This is a genomic window from Paenibacillus sophorae, assembly GCF_018966525.1.
Lineage (GTDB): Bacteria > Bacillota > Bacilli > Paenibacillales > Paenibacillaceae > Paenibacillus_AQ > Paenibacillus_AQ sophorae.
In genome coordinates this window covers 396149-410164 of record NZ_CP076607.1, presented here as the reverse complement: position 1 = coordinate 410164, position 14016 = coordinate 396149, and the positions used below count along the sequence as shown (strand labels likewise).

The window sequence follows — 14016 nt, the reverse complement described above, 5'->3', positions numbered from 1 at the left end:
AAAGACGTTAGCTGAAAATCAACTATAAAGGTGAGGTGAAAAGCATGGAAAAAATAGAGATCATAAATGCAAAAATCGAAGATGGTAAAACTATATCAAAAATCATTAGGGAATCCTTCAAACGTCAATCCGAAATACTTAATATTTCTGAATCAGAATATCCTCATTATGTAGCTTTTGAGACGGAAGATAGGGCTAAGTTAAGAATTATTAATACTGAAGTAAAGATTTTAATAGTTGATTCCGTCCCCATAGGAACTATTGGCTCCTCAGAGAAGGTGAAGTTGGTAATATTGAAAGACTGGCCATCTTACCAAACTACCGAGGTAATGAATACGGGAAATTATTATTGAAATATATAGAAGCTGAGCTTTTTAGTATCGGATGCAAGGTTATCAACATCTCAATTGTTGCAAGTTTTCAAAGACTAAAGGAATATTATGAAGAACTTGGATACAGATATAAGGATAAAGTAAAATATCCAACATTGTCTTTTGAAGTTCTTTACATGAGTAAGTTCGAAGAGGAGTTTAACTTCAGCTAACATCGTATTAACGCTGCGATATTCTATCACAACGATCATATTCTTTTGAAAGAAGGAAATCTTTGATGAAGATAAATAAAATAATCGAACAAACCAAAAAACCTTTATTATTTGAGAAGAGCAGTTCTCAGATGTGGGTTGACGAATATATATCACAACAAATGCTGGAAGCTCATTTAGATCCCAATACAGATGCAGCAAGCAGGAGGCCTCATACAATTGATGCTTCTGTGAAATGGATCAAAGAATATATTTGTGGTAACGACGCCGGGCAGAAAGTACTCGATTTAGGGTGCGGGCCAGGGCTTTATACCAATCGTTTGGCTAAGCTGGAATTTAATCATGTAACGGGAGTGGATTTTTCAAGCCGTTCTATTGAGTATGCGAGGAACCAGGCAGCGGAGTTGAATTTGCATGTTAACTATGTTTGTGAGGATTATCTGACGCTCAATTTTACTGATTGCTTTGATGTTGTCCTGCTTATATATTGTGATTTTGGGGTTTTTAATGAATATGAACGGAATACATTGCTGCATAAAATCTACAGTAATTTAAAGCCCGGGGGAAAGCTTGTCTTTGATGTTTTTACACCTAATAGATATAGAAGTCATGTTGATTCAAGAACATGGAATTCATATCAAAGCGGCTTTTGGAGACCGACTCCTCATTTATGTCTGAGCTCTAATTATTGGTATTCGGAAGAAAGAGTTCATTTACATCAAACGATAGTGCTAGATGATAATGAGGATATGCAAATATATAATATTTGGGATAAGACATATACATTGGATGAGCTTTCTTCCATTCTTAGCTTTATAGGCTTTGAAGAGCTTGAATTTTATTCGGATGTAACTGGACGAGAATACGAAGAAGAAACAGAAATAATAACAGTAATCGCTAAAAGAAAGTGATGAAAATTCTCTTAATGCAAAGACTACAAATTGAAAACATATGATAGGAGCATCTAATGTCTATTATCATTCGAACAGAAACCCCAAATGATTACGTTCAAGTCCATAACGTCAATTATGTGGCATTTGGAAATCGTGAGGACGAAGCGAGATTAGTTGAACGGATAAGAGAATCTCGATATTTTGTTCCGCAGCTCTCTATTGTTGCAGAAAAAAGCGAAGAGATAGTAGGGCATTTATTAATGAGCAAGGCAGTGATAGTTGAAGGAAATAATCAGCATGAGGTGATCGTATTAGCGCCTATTGCAGTTAAACCTGATCATCAAAAACAAGGGATCGGAAAGCAATTAATATTTGAAGGACTTAAGAGATGTAAAGAGTATAAATATTATGTCGTATTGTTAATAGGCCATCCTTCATACTATCCTAAGTTTGGCTTTAAACCAGCGAGACAATATGGATTAGATTTAAAAAAGTTTCAAGTTCCAGATGAAGTGTTTATGGTATGTGAATTGAAAGAAGATGAGTTAAGTAATATTAAAGGTGAGTTGAAATACCCGGAAGCATTTTTTGCGTAATTCAGGGTATAGAGAGACAGGAGAGGGAGCATGAAAGAAATACTCGGACTTTTATTTATTGTAATTATACATGTGCTTTTTGGCGTAATATATCAAAGTTCTTTTTTTGAAGAAATTAATTATTTCATAATAATCGAATATAGTTTTTTACTAATAATCTCATTGATAAATTGTTGGATGATACATCGTCAAGGACTCAAAATATTTAAAATTTGGATAGCGACCTCTACCATTCCAGGATTGCTTTTTATGACATACGCTAGGTTTTCTGACAGTTCAGGAGGTTGGATAAGCTTCCCGTGGGATTGGGGGCTTTGGGAGCTTTTCATCCCAATTATTTATGGACTCATACAATTAATATTTGTTGCTATATTAACGGCAATGATGCCTAGAATAAAAACATAAATCAATACTCTAAACAAATTTATATTAGGCAGACACATCAGCTAACACCGTATTCACACTACGGAACTGCTCCTAAGCCTTCCATGAAATTCGAAGGGGAACATTAAAAAAGGCCCGTCGGTCACGCCGCAGTAACCGCCCACATTACAAGAGACTTCAGAAAGGATTAAAGTTGTGAAAAACAAAGTAATTTTAACAGTTATTCTTTTTATAATATTGTTGTTCTGTGCATTTCGGGGGTGGGATTTTTTTCAAAAACACAATAAAAATAAGGAAGTTTTGAATAATATTTTATATCATCAGGATTATAAGGTTTCAGCAATAAATAATCCTGTTGTTATAGAACTATTTGTCAGCCCCAATTGGATACCTTTTAATGAAAAAAAGCCATTGAATATAAATAAGAAACTTATGAATATGCATGATACAAATATCATTCTTAAAGAGGTATGGAATAGAGGGAATGACATTTATTTTAGTTTCCATACAACCTATAATTTAGATGATCAAAGTGGATATTTTCTTTATAACATGAAGATTAATGGGGATGGGACATTTGAAAGTACTGGCTCGTATTCAGACTTTCATATATTTGACGTAAATAAGCATGAAATTCAATTAGGGGAAACGGGATGGGGTCCAGAATCTGATTTTTCCTTTAGTATCGAACCCGAAGAGTACGAGAAAATTAAAAGTGGCTTTTATATAAATTATTCTGGAATGATGTTATATAAATATTCGAGGAAGTAAAATCCTTCGTATAACACCGTATTCACTCTTATATTTATATATTGAGGATGACTCAAAGGAGGCTGATTATGGAAGATCAGTGGCGGATAGCCCCATTTGATGCTGAATGGAGAGATCTTTTTCTTGAAATTGGATTAAAGCTAAGACACTCATTAGGGGAACGGGCCATTCGAATTGATCATGTCGGTTCAACTTCCATTATAGGTATGGATGCCAAACCTATTATTGACATTCAGATTTCAGTCGAAAATATTGAGGATGAGGCCAGTTACAAATGGTTGATTGAGAAAAATGGATTTGAACTAAGACCAGAGAATCCGGATAGAACTAAAAAGTATTTTCGCGAGGTACCAGGTAATAGAAGGATTCATATTCATGTTAGACAGGCAGGGAGTTATTCAGAGCAATTGACATTGCTTTTTCGAGATTACCTTCGCCATTCTTCTGAAGATCGTCAACGATATATTCAAGAAAAACATCGACTGATGAACCTTTTTAAGAACGACCGGCCGAAGTATGTTGAAGGAAAAGGTCCGATCGTATGGGATATTTTGCAGAAAGCCCACATTTGGTCGCAAGAAACAGGCTGGAAACCTGGAAAAACAGATGTGTAGTGGATATGACTTTAGCTGTAAGGAGAATTGGAATGGAAGCAGCCAAATTTGTCGATACAAAAATAAGTAAGTCGATAGCAGAGCTTCCGAGTAGGTGGGATCAGAGGACTTTGGTGCCCTGGGTTGCTGACTGCGCCGAGCATGTACTCCCATATTTTGAGGAGAAGTACCCTAAGGATTGCCGACCTCGAAAAGCTATCGAAGCAGGGCGTGCCTGTGCGCGTGGTGAAATCGCGATGAGCGAAGCTCGTACTGCCGCATTTTCCGCCCACGCCGCTGCTCGTGATACCAATCAAGCTGCAGCTCGCGCCGCCGCCCCCTCTGATGCTGGAGCTAACACCGCCAAGGAACGTAATTGGCAATTCCAGTACTTGCTCGACTTGGGAAACTAGAAAGGGGATCTTTATGCAAGTAACCTTTTATGACTTGAATACGATTGATGATGCGAGATTGAAATATGCTGTGATTTTTGCGGAATATGAGAGCGAATGGATCTATGTGAAACATAGGGAACGAGATACTTGGGAGATCCCAAGGGGAAAAAGGGAACCGTGTGAAGCCATTGATGAAACAGCCAGGCGTGAGCTTGTTGAAGAAACTGGAGTTCAATCTTATAGTCTGATCCCCCTATGTGTCTATTCAGTTAAAGATGCAAATGGCGAGGAAACTTATGGCGGTTTGTATTATTCGGAAGTCAAAGAAATTGGCCACCTGCCACGAGAAAGTGAGATAGGACAAGTGTGTTTTATGAAGGGATTACCGCGAGATTTGACCTATCCAGCAATCCAACCAGAATTATATAACCAAGCCTTAGTAAAATTATCTTTGAGTGACAGTATCTGAAAGGAACTAAGGTGATGCGGATCGTTATATAAGGCGGATTCGTAAAAAATCCCTGAGCCATAATGCCGGGGGCTGAAAGCGCATGGAGGAAGAATGGGGAGCAATGGTAATGGTATAAACGGCAGGAAGCTTGTTTACGCAAAAATCCCCGGAGCGCTTCAGACAGAAAGCATCCCGGGGGGACTTGCGGTTTGGCGGCTGCTGTGCAGTTAACGCAGCAGCGCAGGATCGATTGGGGGGACGAGCCCTTCACCCGCCGCGCGGTCCAGCAGGGCCGATATGGCGGCGTAGCCGCTCTCGCCCAGATCCATCGTAAAGTCATTCACATACAGATCGATATGCGACTTGGCCACCTGCGGAGACAGCTCTTGGGCATGGCTGAGCACATATTCCCGCGAAGATTCCGGGTTGCCCCAGGCGTGCCGGAGAGAGGTGCGAATCCAGCCGCTGATGGCGTCCGTATCGAGGTCGCGGCGGGCAATAATTGCGCCGAGTGGGATAGGAAGTCCCGTGTCGCTCTCCCACCAGCTTCCAAGGTCAACCAGCATGTGAAGCCCGTAAGAGGTATAGGTGAAGCGGGCTTCGTGGATGACGAGTCCGGCGTCGATTTTGCCGTCCCGTACGGCAGGCATAATCTCATGAAAAGGCATGACGACGATTTCGCCAACGCCTCCCGGCACCTGCTGCGCAGCCCACAGCCGAAACAGCAGGTAGGCGGTTGAGCGCTCGCTGGGCACGGCGACGCAGCGGCCGGACAGCGCCGACGTGCTGGCGTCCTGCGGTCCGCCCTTGGTCAGCAGCAGCGGACCGCAGCCCCGGCCAAGCGCGCCGCCGCAGGGCAGCAGCTTATACCGGTCCAGCGTCCAAGGAAGGGCGGCATAAGAGATTTTCAACAGTTCAGGGCCTGTGCCGTCTGCGGCGAGACTGTTCGTAATGTCGATGTCGGCGTAGGTAACATTCAGCTTCGGCGCACTCGGCACCAGCCCATGCGCCCAGGCGTGAAAGACAAACGTATCGTTGGGGCAGGGCGAGTAAGCAATATTTAGTTCTGCGGTCATTTCAGCACCTCCGATAGGATGGGCCCGGCGGCGGCGAGCGCTTCCAGCGCCTCGCCGATCTGCCAGGCGTCCCGGTCGCGGGGACCGACCGGGTTCGAGATCGCGCGAATCTCCAGCACCGGGAGATTCAGCGCCAGGGCGGCTGCGGCGACCCCGCAGCCTTCCATAGCCTCGGCGGCTGCGCCAGGCACGCGCGCCGCGAGGGCGGCGGCCGTCTCCGCGGAGCCGGTCGCCGCCGAGACGGTGAGCACCGGTCCCGTGCTCACGTCAAGCCCCGCCGCCGCAAGTCCGGCGGCGAGCCTCGCTGCCCGGCCCGGGTCGGCCGGGTACAGCGTGCGGCCGAAGCCGAGCTCGGCCGCGCTGCGGAAGCCCTCGGGCGTCTCGGCCCCGAGGTCGGCATGGACGAGCTCGCTGGCAACGACCAGCGAGCCGAGCGCCGCCCTGCCGGGGAAGCCGCCGCCGATCCCGGCGCTGACGACGCAGCCGTAGGAGCCGGCTGCAAGGGCAGCGGCGGTTCCGGCCGCCGCGGCGGCAGGGCCCGCGCCCGCGGCGATGACGGTGAACCCGTCCGCGCCGCCGAGACCGCGCCGGACGGCCTCCGCCTCGGCTTCCACGGCGGTCACAATCAGGACGCCCGGGAGGGCTTGTCCTGGCTTGGATAAATCTTGTTCTCCGGCATGGCCGGGGTCAAAGCGGGAAGTCACCGCGCAGGCCTCCTTATATATAGAAAACATCTTTTTTTCGCAAAGAAAAGGATACGCCCTTTTGGGGGTCAGGTCAATTTCCCAGCCTATGTATAAAGCGCCTCAGGTTTATTTTGCAGAGAGTGTTGACAAAATAAAAATAAGGATGTATATTTATCTTAACTTAAAGATAATTATCTTAAAGACAACTTGGTGAACATGGAGGTGATTGAAATGAGCGGACCGAAAGAGGAACTGATCATAGCCGGAGATGTACACGGCAAGGATGAAGCGGCATCGTTGAAGTTATTCGTGGTGCTGTCCAAGGCTTACCGGAGTCTGATGGACCGGGCGGTCAAGGATATGAAGACCTACGGGCTGTCCTCCGCCGAGTTTATGGTGCTTGAGGTGCTCTATCACAGAACCCGCATTCCGCTGCAGCAGATCGGAGAGAAGATTCTGGTCACCAGCGGGAGCATCACCTACAACATCGACAAGCTGGAGAAGAAGGGGCTGCTGAAGCGCGTCCCCTGCAGTGAGGACCGCCGCGTGACTTACGCGGAGATTACTGAGGAGGGCCGGAAGCTGTTCGACGAAATTTTTCCGAAGCATGTAGCGATGCTTCACAGAATGATGGGCGGACTGAACACGGAGGAGAAGGAGCAGGCGACCGAATGGTTGAAACTGCTTGGTAAAGGGGCCGGTTCCTAGCTTAATTGCCGGGAAGCCCCATAAATTTTTGCCAAATATCTTAAGATTAAGATTATTAAACACAAGAGAATGGAGAGAATAAAAAATGGTTAGTGTAGGATTATTGTTGATTCGTTTGTTTATCGGTGTTGCTTTTATCGGTCATGGAGCGCAGAAGCTGTTCGGTTGGTTCGGAGGCTACGGCCCGAAGGGAACAGGCGGATGGATGGAATCGGTCGGCATCAAGCCGGGTGTGGCGATGGCGGTGCTGGCTGGAATTCTTGAGCTTGGAGGCGGATTGTTATTCGCGGCAGGGCTGTTCACACCGGTTGGGGCCCTGATGCTGATATTGGCCATGGCCGGAGCGATGAAGGTACATTTATCCAATGGTTTCTGGGCCACTGCAAACGGTTATGAATATCCATTGACGTTGCTTGTTGTGGCGGCGGGTGTCGCGCTGGCGGGCCCCGGCTCTATTTCACTGGATCATCTGTTGTTCTAATCCGATTGACCTTCTAATTTCTAATACCGAGAGGAGAATGATTATTATGACACTTCAAACAGCAGGTATTCATCATATTACAGCGTTTGTTCAAGACGCTCAGCGGAACGCGGACTTTTATGCAGGCATTCTTGGTTTACGTTTGGTGAAAAAAACAGTCAATTTCGACGCGCCGGAGGTTTATCACCTGTACTTTGGCAACGAAAGCGGTACGCCGGGTACGATCATCACGTTCTTTCCTTCGCCTATAGGGCGGAAAGGTAGAATCGGCAGCGGCATGGTCGGCGTGACGACGTATGCCGTGCCTGCCGGTTCGCTTGGATTCTGGGAAGAACGGTTGAACACCTACGGCATCTCCTATACCACCGTTCAGCGCATTGGGGAGACCTATCTTTCCCTGGCTGATTACGACGGCCTGCGGGTCGAACTGGTGGAGCGTGAAGAAGGGCCATTAAGCGCTTGGTCGTTTGGCGGAATTCCGGTAGAACATGCCATTAAGGGATTTGGCGGAGCGGTGCTGTACAGCATAAATCCGGCGAGCACGGAAGATACGCTGGTCCATACGCTCGGCTTTGAAAGAGTAGCCGAAGGAGACGGTTATGTGCGCTTCAGAGCGGAGGGGCCGTACGGCAACATTATCGATATCAAGACCGACCCGCTGCCTTTTGGCGCGGGGGGAAGCGGTACAGTGCACCATATCGCCTGGCGCGCCAAGGACGATGCGGAGCAGCTGGAGTGGAGAGACTTCGTACAGAGCCGGGGCTTTCATGTGACTCCGGTTCAGGACCGGAATTACTTCAACGCCATCTACTTCCGTGAAGAGGGCGGCATCCTGTTCGAGATTGCGACTGATCCTCCCGGCTTTGCGAACGACGAGGATCCGGATCACCTGGGCGAAAAGCTGATGCTCCCGGCATGGTATGAGCCGCACCGGGCGGAGATTGAGCGCAATCTGGCTCCATTTCAAGTGCGGGAAATTGAGGTGAAGGCGGAATGATTCATATCTTCCGGCAAGGATCCGATTCCTCCAAGCCGACGCTAGTGCTGTTTCACGGGACGGGCGGCAATGAGCATGATATGCTGCCGCTTGCCGAGATGCTGTCGCCGGGCTCGTCCCTGCTGGGTATCCGGGGCAATGTGCTGGAGAACGGGATGCCCCGTTTCTTCCGGCGCTTGTCGGAAGGCGTATTCGACGAAGCCGATCTGATCGCTCGTACACATGAGGTGAAAGCCTTTCTGGATGAGGCGGCGGCAAAATACGGTTTCGATCCGGCCCGGCTTACGGCCGTCGGCTATTCCAATGGAGCCAATATCGCGGGCAGTCTGCTGCTGCATTACGGAAACCTTTTTTCTTCCGCGGTGCTGCTGCATCCGATGGTTCCGCTGCGCGGGCTCACTCCTCAGCCTTTAGGCGGCGTTTCCGTCTTCATCGGAGCTGGAGTTAACGACCCTCTCGTTAAGGCCGCGGAGACTAAGGAGCTTCATGAGCTGCTGGCAAGTGCGGGAGCGGACGTGACCCTGCACTGGAGCAACCAGGGACACCGGCTGAGCGCCGCCGAAGCGGAAGCGGCGAAGGATTGGCTGGACGGCCAAAGCTTTAAATAATGCGCCGGGCGCTTGCCCGGGCAATTCCGGGAGGGTCCTGCGCCTTATAGGTGCAGGGCGACCCGTTAACATAAAGGAAGACGCAGGATCAGGGGCGAGGGCGCCGGTCCTGCGTTCTTTTTTTCGTAATAGTGATCTAGTGACCCTGATGAGCCATCATCTGTCATAATAAATGACAAAATAAAGATATTGATATTTGTTTTAACCGTTTCTTGTGCTATGATAATAAACAGAGGGGGCGCGCGAGCAATCAAATAATGAGCCAGCCGCTAATACAAAGAACGATTGCTCTTCAGTAATATGACCAATGAATTGCCATTGACGAAAGAAGCGATTTTGGATGCCGCGGAACAGGTGCTGCGGCGTTATGGACCAGATAAAACCTCCGTTATAGATATAGCCAAATTTCTTCAAGTCAGTCACGGAACGCTATATCGGCATTTCGCGAGCAAAGCTGCTTTGCGGGAGGCCGTTACGGAGAGATGGCTGGACAAAAGCATTGCCGAGCCTTTGGAGGGAATTGCAGATACGGCTAAGGGGAGCGCTGCGGAGCAACTGCGCTTATGGCTGGAGACGCTCATAAAGAAGAAGCGGATGTATGCGGTGGATGATGCTGAGATGTTTGTCATGTATGCAGACGTTACGCTGGAAACAGGCGATATGATTACGATGCATATCAATCGCCTGATGAAGCAGATTGCGTCGATTATCGAACGCGGCATGCAGGCGGGCGAATTCAAACCGGATTCGGCTGATGCCATTTCAAGGGCTGTGTTCCTGGCAACATCAAGCTTTCATCATCCTGCCCATGCTCATGAGTGGTCGTCGGAGACGATCGAGGAAGACTTCGATACGGTATGGCGATTGCTTCTTTCCGGACTTAAGTAAATTACGCCTTTTAGAAACAGGTCAGGTTATCCTGATGTTTGTTTCTAAGAGGCGTATTTTTTTGTCCTGGGGAGGCGGCAAGGCATTTGGCAGCGGATGCCGAGACTTGGGGAGCTTCAAGACATCTACTCAAGGGTTACACCAACACTGGAATCAATGTGCGAAAGGCTGAGGACAGCGTACAAATAAATAAATGACAAAAAAACGATTTTGTTAGTTGACATTTGTTTTGTGTCATTCTATAATCAAATCATCAAGAACAACAAGAACACACAAACGAGATGCTGAACGATAGGGCACAGCCCAATCCCCAAAAGGAGATGTTAAACATGACTCAGAGCAAACAGAACGTTGTACTCGTAACAGGCGCAGGCACCGGAATCGGAAATTTATCCGCCCGCGCGCTCGCGGCCGCTGGTCATACGGTATATGCCAGCATGCGTGACGTAGAGGGGCGCAATGCTTCGAAAGCGAAAGCCCTTCATGATTACGCCGCAGTGAACGGCTATAAGCTAAAGGCTGTGGAGCTGGATGTGCTTTCGCAGGAATCCGCAGATCGTGCGGTGCAGACGATCGTAGAGGAGCAAGGAAGATTGGACGTTGTTATGCACAATGCCGGCCACTTGGTTGTCGGGGTTGTCGAAGCGTTCTCGCCGGAGGAAATGGTCAAGGTGTTCGATACGAATGTTCTTGGTACGCAGAGGGTAAACCGGGCAGCGCTGCCGTACATGCGGGCGCAGCAATCCGGCCTGCTGCTCTGGATCAGCAGCACGACCGTACGCGGCGGCTTCCCGCCGTTCCTTGGACCTTATGTAGCCGCCAAAGCAGCAATGGATTCCCTGGCCCAGACGATGGCTTACGAAGTTGCGAAGTTCGGCATCGAAACATCGTTCGTCGTACCCGGCGCGTTTACGCAAGGGACATCCCATTTTCCAAGCGCGGGCCATCCGCAGGATGAGCAGACCTCCGCGGCCTATGACCGCATTAACTACCTGCTTGACGAGGTAGGGAATCGCTTGAGTGCCCTGACTCCGCCTGACGCAGATCCGCAAGCGGTCGCAGACGAAGTCGCCCGAATCGTCAACCTGCCGGCTGGAAGCCGTCCGGCACGGTCGGTCATCGATTTCGTGAACGACGGCGCTGCCGAAGTGACCGAGCTGTCGGAGAAGCTGCGCATTGAATTCGTTCATCGCCTTGGTTTGGAGGAGCTGTTGAAACCGGCTGTTTTGCAGTAATCGATTGATTTATTAAGAAATGAATAAACAATACAAAAAAGGATGGGATATATAATGGAAAAGAATCTTGCAGGCAAAGTAGCTTTGGTAACGGGCGCATCGCGCGGAATAGGACAAAAAATCGCGGAGGAACTGGCAGCTCACGGGGCAAAGGTTGTCGTCAATTACGCGAGCAGCCCTGCAAAAGCGGAGGATGTAGTAGCTGGAATCAAGCGTGATGGCGGAGAAGCGGTGGCGATTCAAGCGGATATCAGCAAGGTGGCGGAGGTCGAGAGCTTGTTCCGGAAGACGCTGGACGCCTATGGCCAGGTGGACATCCTCGTTAACAACGCAGGAATCATGATCACGAAACCGCTCGCGAGCATTACGGAAGATGATTTCGACAAGCAGTTTGCGATTAATGTCAAAGGGACTTTCTTTGCCATCCAACAGGCGGCGCTGCACATGAAGGAGAACGGACGCATCATTAACTTTTCCACATCGGTGACGGGCCAGATGTTCCCGACCTACAGCTCCTATGCCGGAACGAAGGGAGCCGTGGAGCAGTTCACCCGTCAGCTGGCGAAAGAGCTTGGACCGAAAGGGATTACCATTAATGCGGTTGCGCCGGGTCCGGTAAACACGGAGCTCTTTACCGTAGGGAAAACGGAGGAGCAGATCAAGGCGGTGGGCAACTCCAATTCGTTCGGACGTTTGGGCGAGCCGGAAGACATCTCGAATGTAGTGCTGTTTCTGGCCAGCCCGGAATCGCAGTGGGTGACTGGGCAGACCGTTCGTGTTAATGGCGGATTTATTTAAAGAAAAATAGCAGCAGCACTCCGGGACATGAGAATAAAGTCTCGGAGTGCCGCTGCGTTCTGTTCGTGTAATCGAGCGCAAATATGGTCATAACCGCTCCGGAAGGAGAGCAGCTTCGAGACTTATAGCATTCGGCTGCCGCGACCAATCGAGCATCACTTTAACTAGCAGGATGCACAGGGCGATGTTGATCAGCGCCGAGAAGAACAGCAGGAAGCCGACATGGCCGTCGCGGCTCGTGTAACCGTAGTAGACGGCATAGGTGTTGAGTAAGATCGTGGCGCTGAAGCCAAAGGCCATCCACAGAAGGCGCTTGTCTTTGAAAAAAGCGTAGGCGAGCAGCGCCAGAGCCGCCGCCGGAAATAAATAGCGCTCATGCATGCTTGACGAGAAGGTGAACACACCGGATATCAGCAGCAGGGCGGACAGCGAGGCGAACGCCGCGCTGCGGCTGCGCAAGTAGCACCAGCCCGACAGCAGCGTGGCGGCAACGATAAAGATTAAGCCCCAAACATGGTAGCTGAAGAGCAGAAACGTGGATGAAGAGTCCTCGTAATTGGCTCCCATCAGCCCGAACAGGTTAAAGGCGTTTACTGAAGCGTAAGGGTACTCGTTCACCGTGCCGCTGTACAGCTGATAGAGCCACAGCGGACTCTTGCCTGAAGAGAAGGGCAGCGCGGCAATAACGGTCGTCACGGCGGCAATCGCCGCCGCCTTCAGCCAAGGCCCCGGCTTGCCCGTCCTGATAAGCGCGAACAGCAGGACCGGCGAATAGATGATGCCTTGGGGCTTCATCAGAATGGCAAGGGTCAGGAACAAAGCCGCCCACCCGAGCTTCCGGCGGGTCATCGCAAGAACGGACAAGACTACGATCATGGTGAAAAAGGAGTCGACCTGTCCCCAGAACGTGGCGTTGATCAACACCGCCGGGTTGAACATGTAGAAACCGGCGATCAAGAAGGTCGTCTCGAACCTTAGATAGCGGCTTGCGGCCTTATACAGCAGCCCGGCGGTAACCGCATCCGCGATGATGGAGGGCAGCTTGATCAGCGTCAGGAAAAAGGGCTCGATTTGTGGCAGCGTGACGATTTTGCCGGTAGCGTACAGGATGTATATGTAAAGCGGCGGGTAATCGCTGGAGCTGTTCTCGTAAAAGGAGCCGAGGCCGTTTGCCGCCGTCTGCGCCCAGGTTGTAAAAAAGCGGATGTCGCCCCGGTATCCGGAAATCCAGGGGGCGGCGGCAAGCTTTAGGCACAGCCCTGCGGCAAGCAGCAGGCCAATGAGAAGCCCTCTGCGGCTCTCGTTAACGCGCAGCCTGCCCGCCTTCGCATAATAGAAGGCCGCTCCCAGCAGCCCGGCGAACAGCGCCGCGTAAACGGCCAGCGCCGTTCCGTACTGGCCGTCGCTTCCGAATCCGCCGCGCGTTGCACCGCCGCCGAATCCGCCGCCGTTAATCCCGGAAGGGCGTGTGAATCCAGAGCCGGAACTGCCGCCGTCCTGTCCTTGCCCGGAGCTGTCCTTGCCGCCGCTTGCCGCGTTCTGTGAACCGCCTGCCGCTCCGCTCTGCTGGCCGCTACCTGCGCCGCCGTCTTGTTCTTGCTCGGAGCCGTCTGTCGCACCGGAATCGCCGGCGCTCGCCGCGCTCTGCAGGCCGCCCGCCCATCCGTTCTGCTGCCCAGCGGCCTGCGATCCGTTCCGGTTCCCCGGGAACACGCTTCTCTCTCCGCTGCGGAAGGAGGCTCCTTCGCCGCCGCGCTGCCCCATGCCGGCACCGGTATCGGGGGCACCGCCGCCGCTTACTTTTGCCAAGGAATATATGCAAATGCCCAGCGACATCAGCAGCGCCAAGGTCAGGGCGGCGATCCATTTATGATTTTTAATCAGGTTCACACGCTTGTCTCCTCTCATTCTT

19 protein-coding genes are annotated in these 14016 nt (G+C 50.2%); 16 read left to right on the top strand and 3 right to left on the bottom strand.

The window, feature by feature from the left end:
- Positions 1 to 44 precede the first annotated feature (44 nt).
- The 9 genes from KP014_RS01835 (at position 45) to KP014_RS01795 (ending at position 4645) form a co-directional block, all read left to right on the top strand.
- On the top strand, positions 45 to 353 hold the full coding sequence (locus KP014_RS01835) for a hypothetical protein (RefSeq protein ID WP_036597908.1): 309 nt from the start codon (positions 45 to 47) through the stop codon (positions 351 to 353).
- On the top strand, positions 293 to 544 hold the full coding sequence (locus KP014_RS01830) for a GNAT family N-acetyltransferase (RefSeq protein ID WP_090833852.1): 252 nt from the start codon (positions 293 to 295) through the stop codon (positions 542 to 544). Before KP014_RS01835 ends, KP014_RS01830 begins: the two co-directional genes overlap by 61 nt.
- A gap of 65 nt (positions 545 to 609) precedes the next feature.
- Positions 610 to 1455: a class I SAM-dependent methyltransferase gene (locus tag KP014_RS01825; RefSeq protein WP_051500277.1), complete on the top strand. Its 846-nt coding sequence runs from the start codon at positions 610 to 612 to the stop codon at positions 1453 to 1455.
- Positions 1456 to 1511: 56 nt separating this feature from the next.
- A complete protein-coding gene (locus tag KP014_RS01820; RefSeq protein ID WP_090833851.1) occupies positions 1512 to 2033 on the top strand; it encodes a GNAT family N-acetyltransferase in 522 nt (173 codons plus the stop codon).
- Positions 2034 to 2063: 30 nt separating this feature from the next.
- Entirely contained in the window at positions 2064 to 2438 is a 375-nt protein-coding gene (locus KP014_RS01815) for a hypothetical protein (protein ID WP_036597912.1), read from the top strand.
- Positions 2439 to 2612: 174 nt separating this feature from the next.
- Positions 2613 to 3188, top strand: a complete 576-nt coding sequence (locus tag KP014_RS01810; RefSeq protein ID WP_036597914.1) for a hypothetical protein — start codon at positions 2613 to 2615, stop codon at positions 3186 to 3188.
- A 68-nt stretch (positions 3189 to 3256) separates the two neighbouring features.
- Positions 3257 to 3802: a GrpB family protein gene (locus KP014_RS01805; protein WP_036597916.1), complete on the top strand. Its 546-nt coding sequence runs from the start codon at positions 3257 to 3259 to the stop codon at positions 3800 to 3802.
- 32 nt (positions 3803 to 3834) lie between these two features.
- Positions 3835 to 4194, top strand: a complete 360-nt coding sequence (locus KP014_RS01800) for a putative immunity protein (RefSeq protein WP_051500278.1) — start codon at positions 3835 to 3837, stop codon at positions 4192 to 4194.
- Between the two features lie 34 nt (positions 4195 to 4228).
- Positions 4229 to 4645: an NUDIX hydrolase gene (locus KP014_RS01795; protein ID WP_216700445.1), complete on the top strand. Its 417-nt coding sequence runs from the start codon at positions 4229 to 4231 to the stop codon at positions 4643 to 4645.
- 209 nt (positions 4646 to 4854) lie between these two features.
- Here KP014_RS01795 and KP014_RS01790 read toward each other — a convergent pair whose 3' ends face one another.
- The gene (locus KP014_RS01790) at positions 4855 to 5703 is read right to left on the bottom strand and encodes a 1,4-dihydroxy-6-naphtoate synthase (protein WP_090833849.1); all 849 of its coding nucleotides are present in this window, start codon (positions 5701 to 5703) and stop codon (positions 4855 to 4857) included.
- Entirely contained in the window at positions 5700 to 6437 is a 738-nt protein-coding gene (locus KP014_RS01785; protein ID WP_090833848.1) for a futalosine hydrolase, read from the bottom strand. Before KP014_RS01785 ends, KP014_RS01790 begins: the two co-directional genes overlap by 4 nt.
- Before the next feature lie 183 nt (positions 6438 to 6620).
- On the opposite strand from KP014_RS01785, the gene KP014_RS01780 reads away from it, so the two are divergent.
- The 7 genes from KP014_RS01780 to KP014_RS01750 all read left to right on the top strand — a co-directional run bounded on the left by KP014_RS01780 (position 6621) and on the right by KP014_RS01750 (position 12104).
- On the top strand, positions 6621 to 7097 hold the full coding sequence (locus KP014_RS01780) for a MarR family winged helix-turn-helix transcriptional regulator (protein WP_051500387.1): 477 nt from the start codon (positions 6621 to 6623) through the stop codon (positions 7095 to 7097).
- A gap of 85 nt (positions 7098 to 7182) precedes the next feature.
- Complete coding sequence (locus KP014_RS01775; protein WP_036599689.1) at positions 7183 to 7578, top strand: DoxX family protein; 396 nt, start codon at positions 7183 to 7185, stop codon at positions 7576 to 7578.
- Between the two features lie 46 nt (positions 7579 to 7624).
- Complete coding sequence (locus KP014_RS01770; RefSeq protein WP_036599691.1) at positions 7625 to 8575, top strand: ring-cleaving dioxygenase; 951 nt, start codon at positions 7625 to 7627, stop codon at positions 8573 to 8575.
- Complete coding sequence (locus tag KP014_RS01765; RefSeq protein WP_036599694.1) at positions 8572 to 9183, top strand: alpha/beta hydrolase; 612 nt, start codon at positions 8572 to 8574, stop codon at positions 9181 to 9183. The genes KP014_RS01770 and KP014_RS01765 overlap by 4 nt, the downstream gene beginning before the upstream one ends.
- Before the next feature lie 300 nt (positions 9184 to 9483).
- Complete coding sequence (locus KP014_RS01760) at positions 9484 to 10071, top strand: TetR/AcrR family transcriptional regulator (protein ID WP_036599697.1); 588 nt, start codon at positions 9484 to 9486, stop codon at positions 10069 to 10071.
- A gap of 329 nt (positions 10072 to 10400) precedes the next feature.
- Positions 10401 to 11306, top strand: a complete 906-nt coding sequence (locus KP014_RS01755) for an SDR family oxidoreductase (protein ID WP_036599700.1) — start codon at positions 10401 to 10403, stop codon at positions 11304 to 11306.
- Between the two features lie 54 nt (positions 11307 to 11360).
- Positions 11361 to 12104, top strand: a complete 744-nt coding sequence (locus KP014_RS01750; RefSeq protein ID WP_090833847.1) for an SDR family oxidoreductase — start codon at positions 11361 to 11363, stop codon at positions 12102 to 12104.
- An 87-nt stretch (positions 12105 to 12191) separates the two neighbouring features.
- Here KP014_RS01750 and KP014_RS01745 read toward each other — a convergent pair whose 3' ends face one another.
- Positions 12192 to 13994 carry a glycosyltransferase 87 family protein gene (locus KP014_RS01745; RefSeq protein WP_090833846.1) on the bottom strand — a complete coding sequence of 601 codons (1803 nt, stop codon included), beginning with the start codon at positions 13992 to 13994 and terminating at the stop codon, positions 12192 to 12194.
- Positions 13995 to 14016 lie beyond the last annotated feature (22 nt).

Excerpts from the sequence above, each read along its gene's own strand:
- KP014_RS01835 (WP_036597908.1), top strand. The coding sequence starts at position 45 with ATGGAAAAAATAGAGATCATAAATGCAAAAATCGAAGATGGTAAAACT.
- KP014_RS01825 (WP_051500277.1), top strand. The coding sequence starts at position 610 with ATGAAGATAAATAAAATAATCGAACAAACCAAAAAACCTTTATTATTT.
- KP014_RS01820 (WP_090833851.1), top strand. The coding sequence starts at position 1,512 with ATGTCTATTATCATTCGAACAGAAACCCCAAATGATTACGTTCAAGTC.
- KP014_RS01815 (WP_036597912.1), top strand. The coding sequence starts at position 2,064 with ATGAAAGAAATACTCGGACTTTTATTTATTGTAATTATACATGTGCTT.
- KP014_RS01805 (WP_036597916.1), top strand. The coding sequence starts at position 3,257 with ATGGAAGATCAGTGGCGGATAGCCCCATTTGATGCTGAATGGAGAGAT.
- KP014_RS01800 (WP_051500278.1), top strand. The coding sequence starts at position 3,835 with ATGGAAGCAGCCAAATTTGTCGATACAAAAATAAGTAAGTCGATAGCA.
- KP014_RS01790 (WP_090833849.1), bottom strand. The coding sequence starts at position 5,703 with ATGACCGCAGAACTAAATATTGCTTACTCGCCCTGCCCCAACGATACG.
- KP014_RS01785 (WP_090833848.1), bottom strand. The coding sequence starts at position 6,437 with ATGTTTTCTATATATAAGGAGGCCTGCGCGGTGACTTCCCGCTTTGAC.
- KP014_RS01780 (WP_051500387.1), top strand. The coding sequence starts at position 6,621 with ATGAGCGGACCGAAAGAGGAACTGATCATAGCCGGAGATGTACACGGC.
- KP014_RS01775 (WP_036599689.1), top strand. The coding sequence starts at position 7,183 with ATGGTTAGTGTAGGATTATTGTTGATTCGTTTGTTTATCGGTGTTGCT.
- KP014_RS01770 (WP_036599691.1), top strand. The coding sequence starts at position 7,625 with ATGACACTTCAAACAGCAGGTATTCATCATATTACAGCGTTTGTTCAA.
- KP014_RS01765 (WP_036599694.1), top strand. The coding sequence starts at position 8,572 with ATGATTCATATCTTCCGGCAAGGATCCGATTCCTCCAAGCCGACGCTA.
- KP014_RS01760 (WP_036599697.1), top strand. The coding sequence starts at position 9,484 with ATGACCAATGAATTGCCATTGACGAAAGAAGCGATTTTGGATGCCGCG.
- KP014_RS01755 (WP_036599700.1), top strand. The coding sequence starts at position 10,401 with ATGACTCAGAGCAAACAGAACGTTGTACTCGTAACAGGCGCAGGCACC.
- KP014_RS01750 (WP_090833847.1), top strand. The coding sequence starts at position 11,361 with ATGGAAAAGAATCTTGCAGGCAAAGTAGCTTTGGTAACGGGCGCATCG.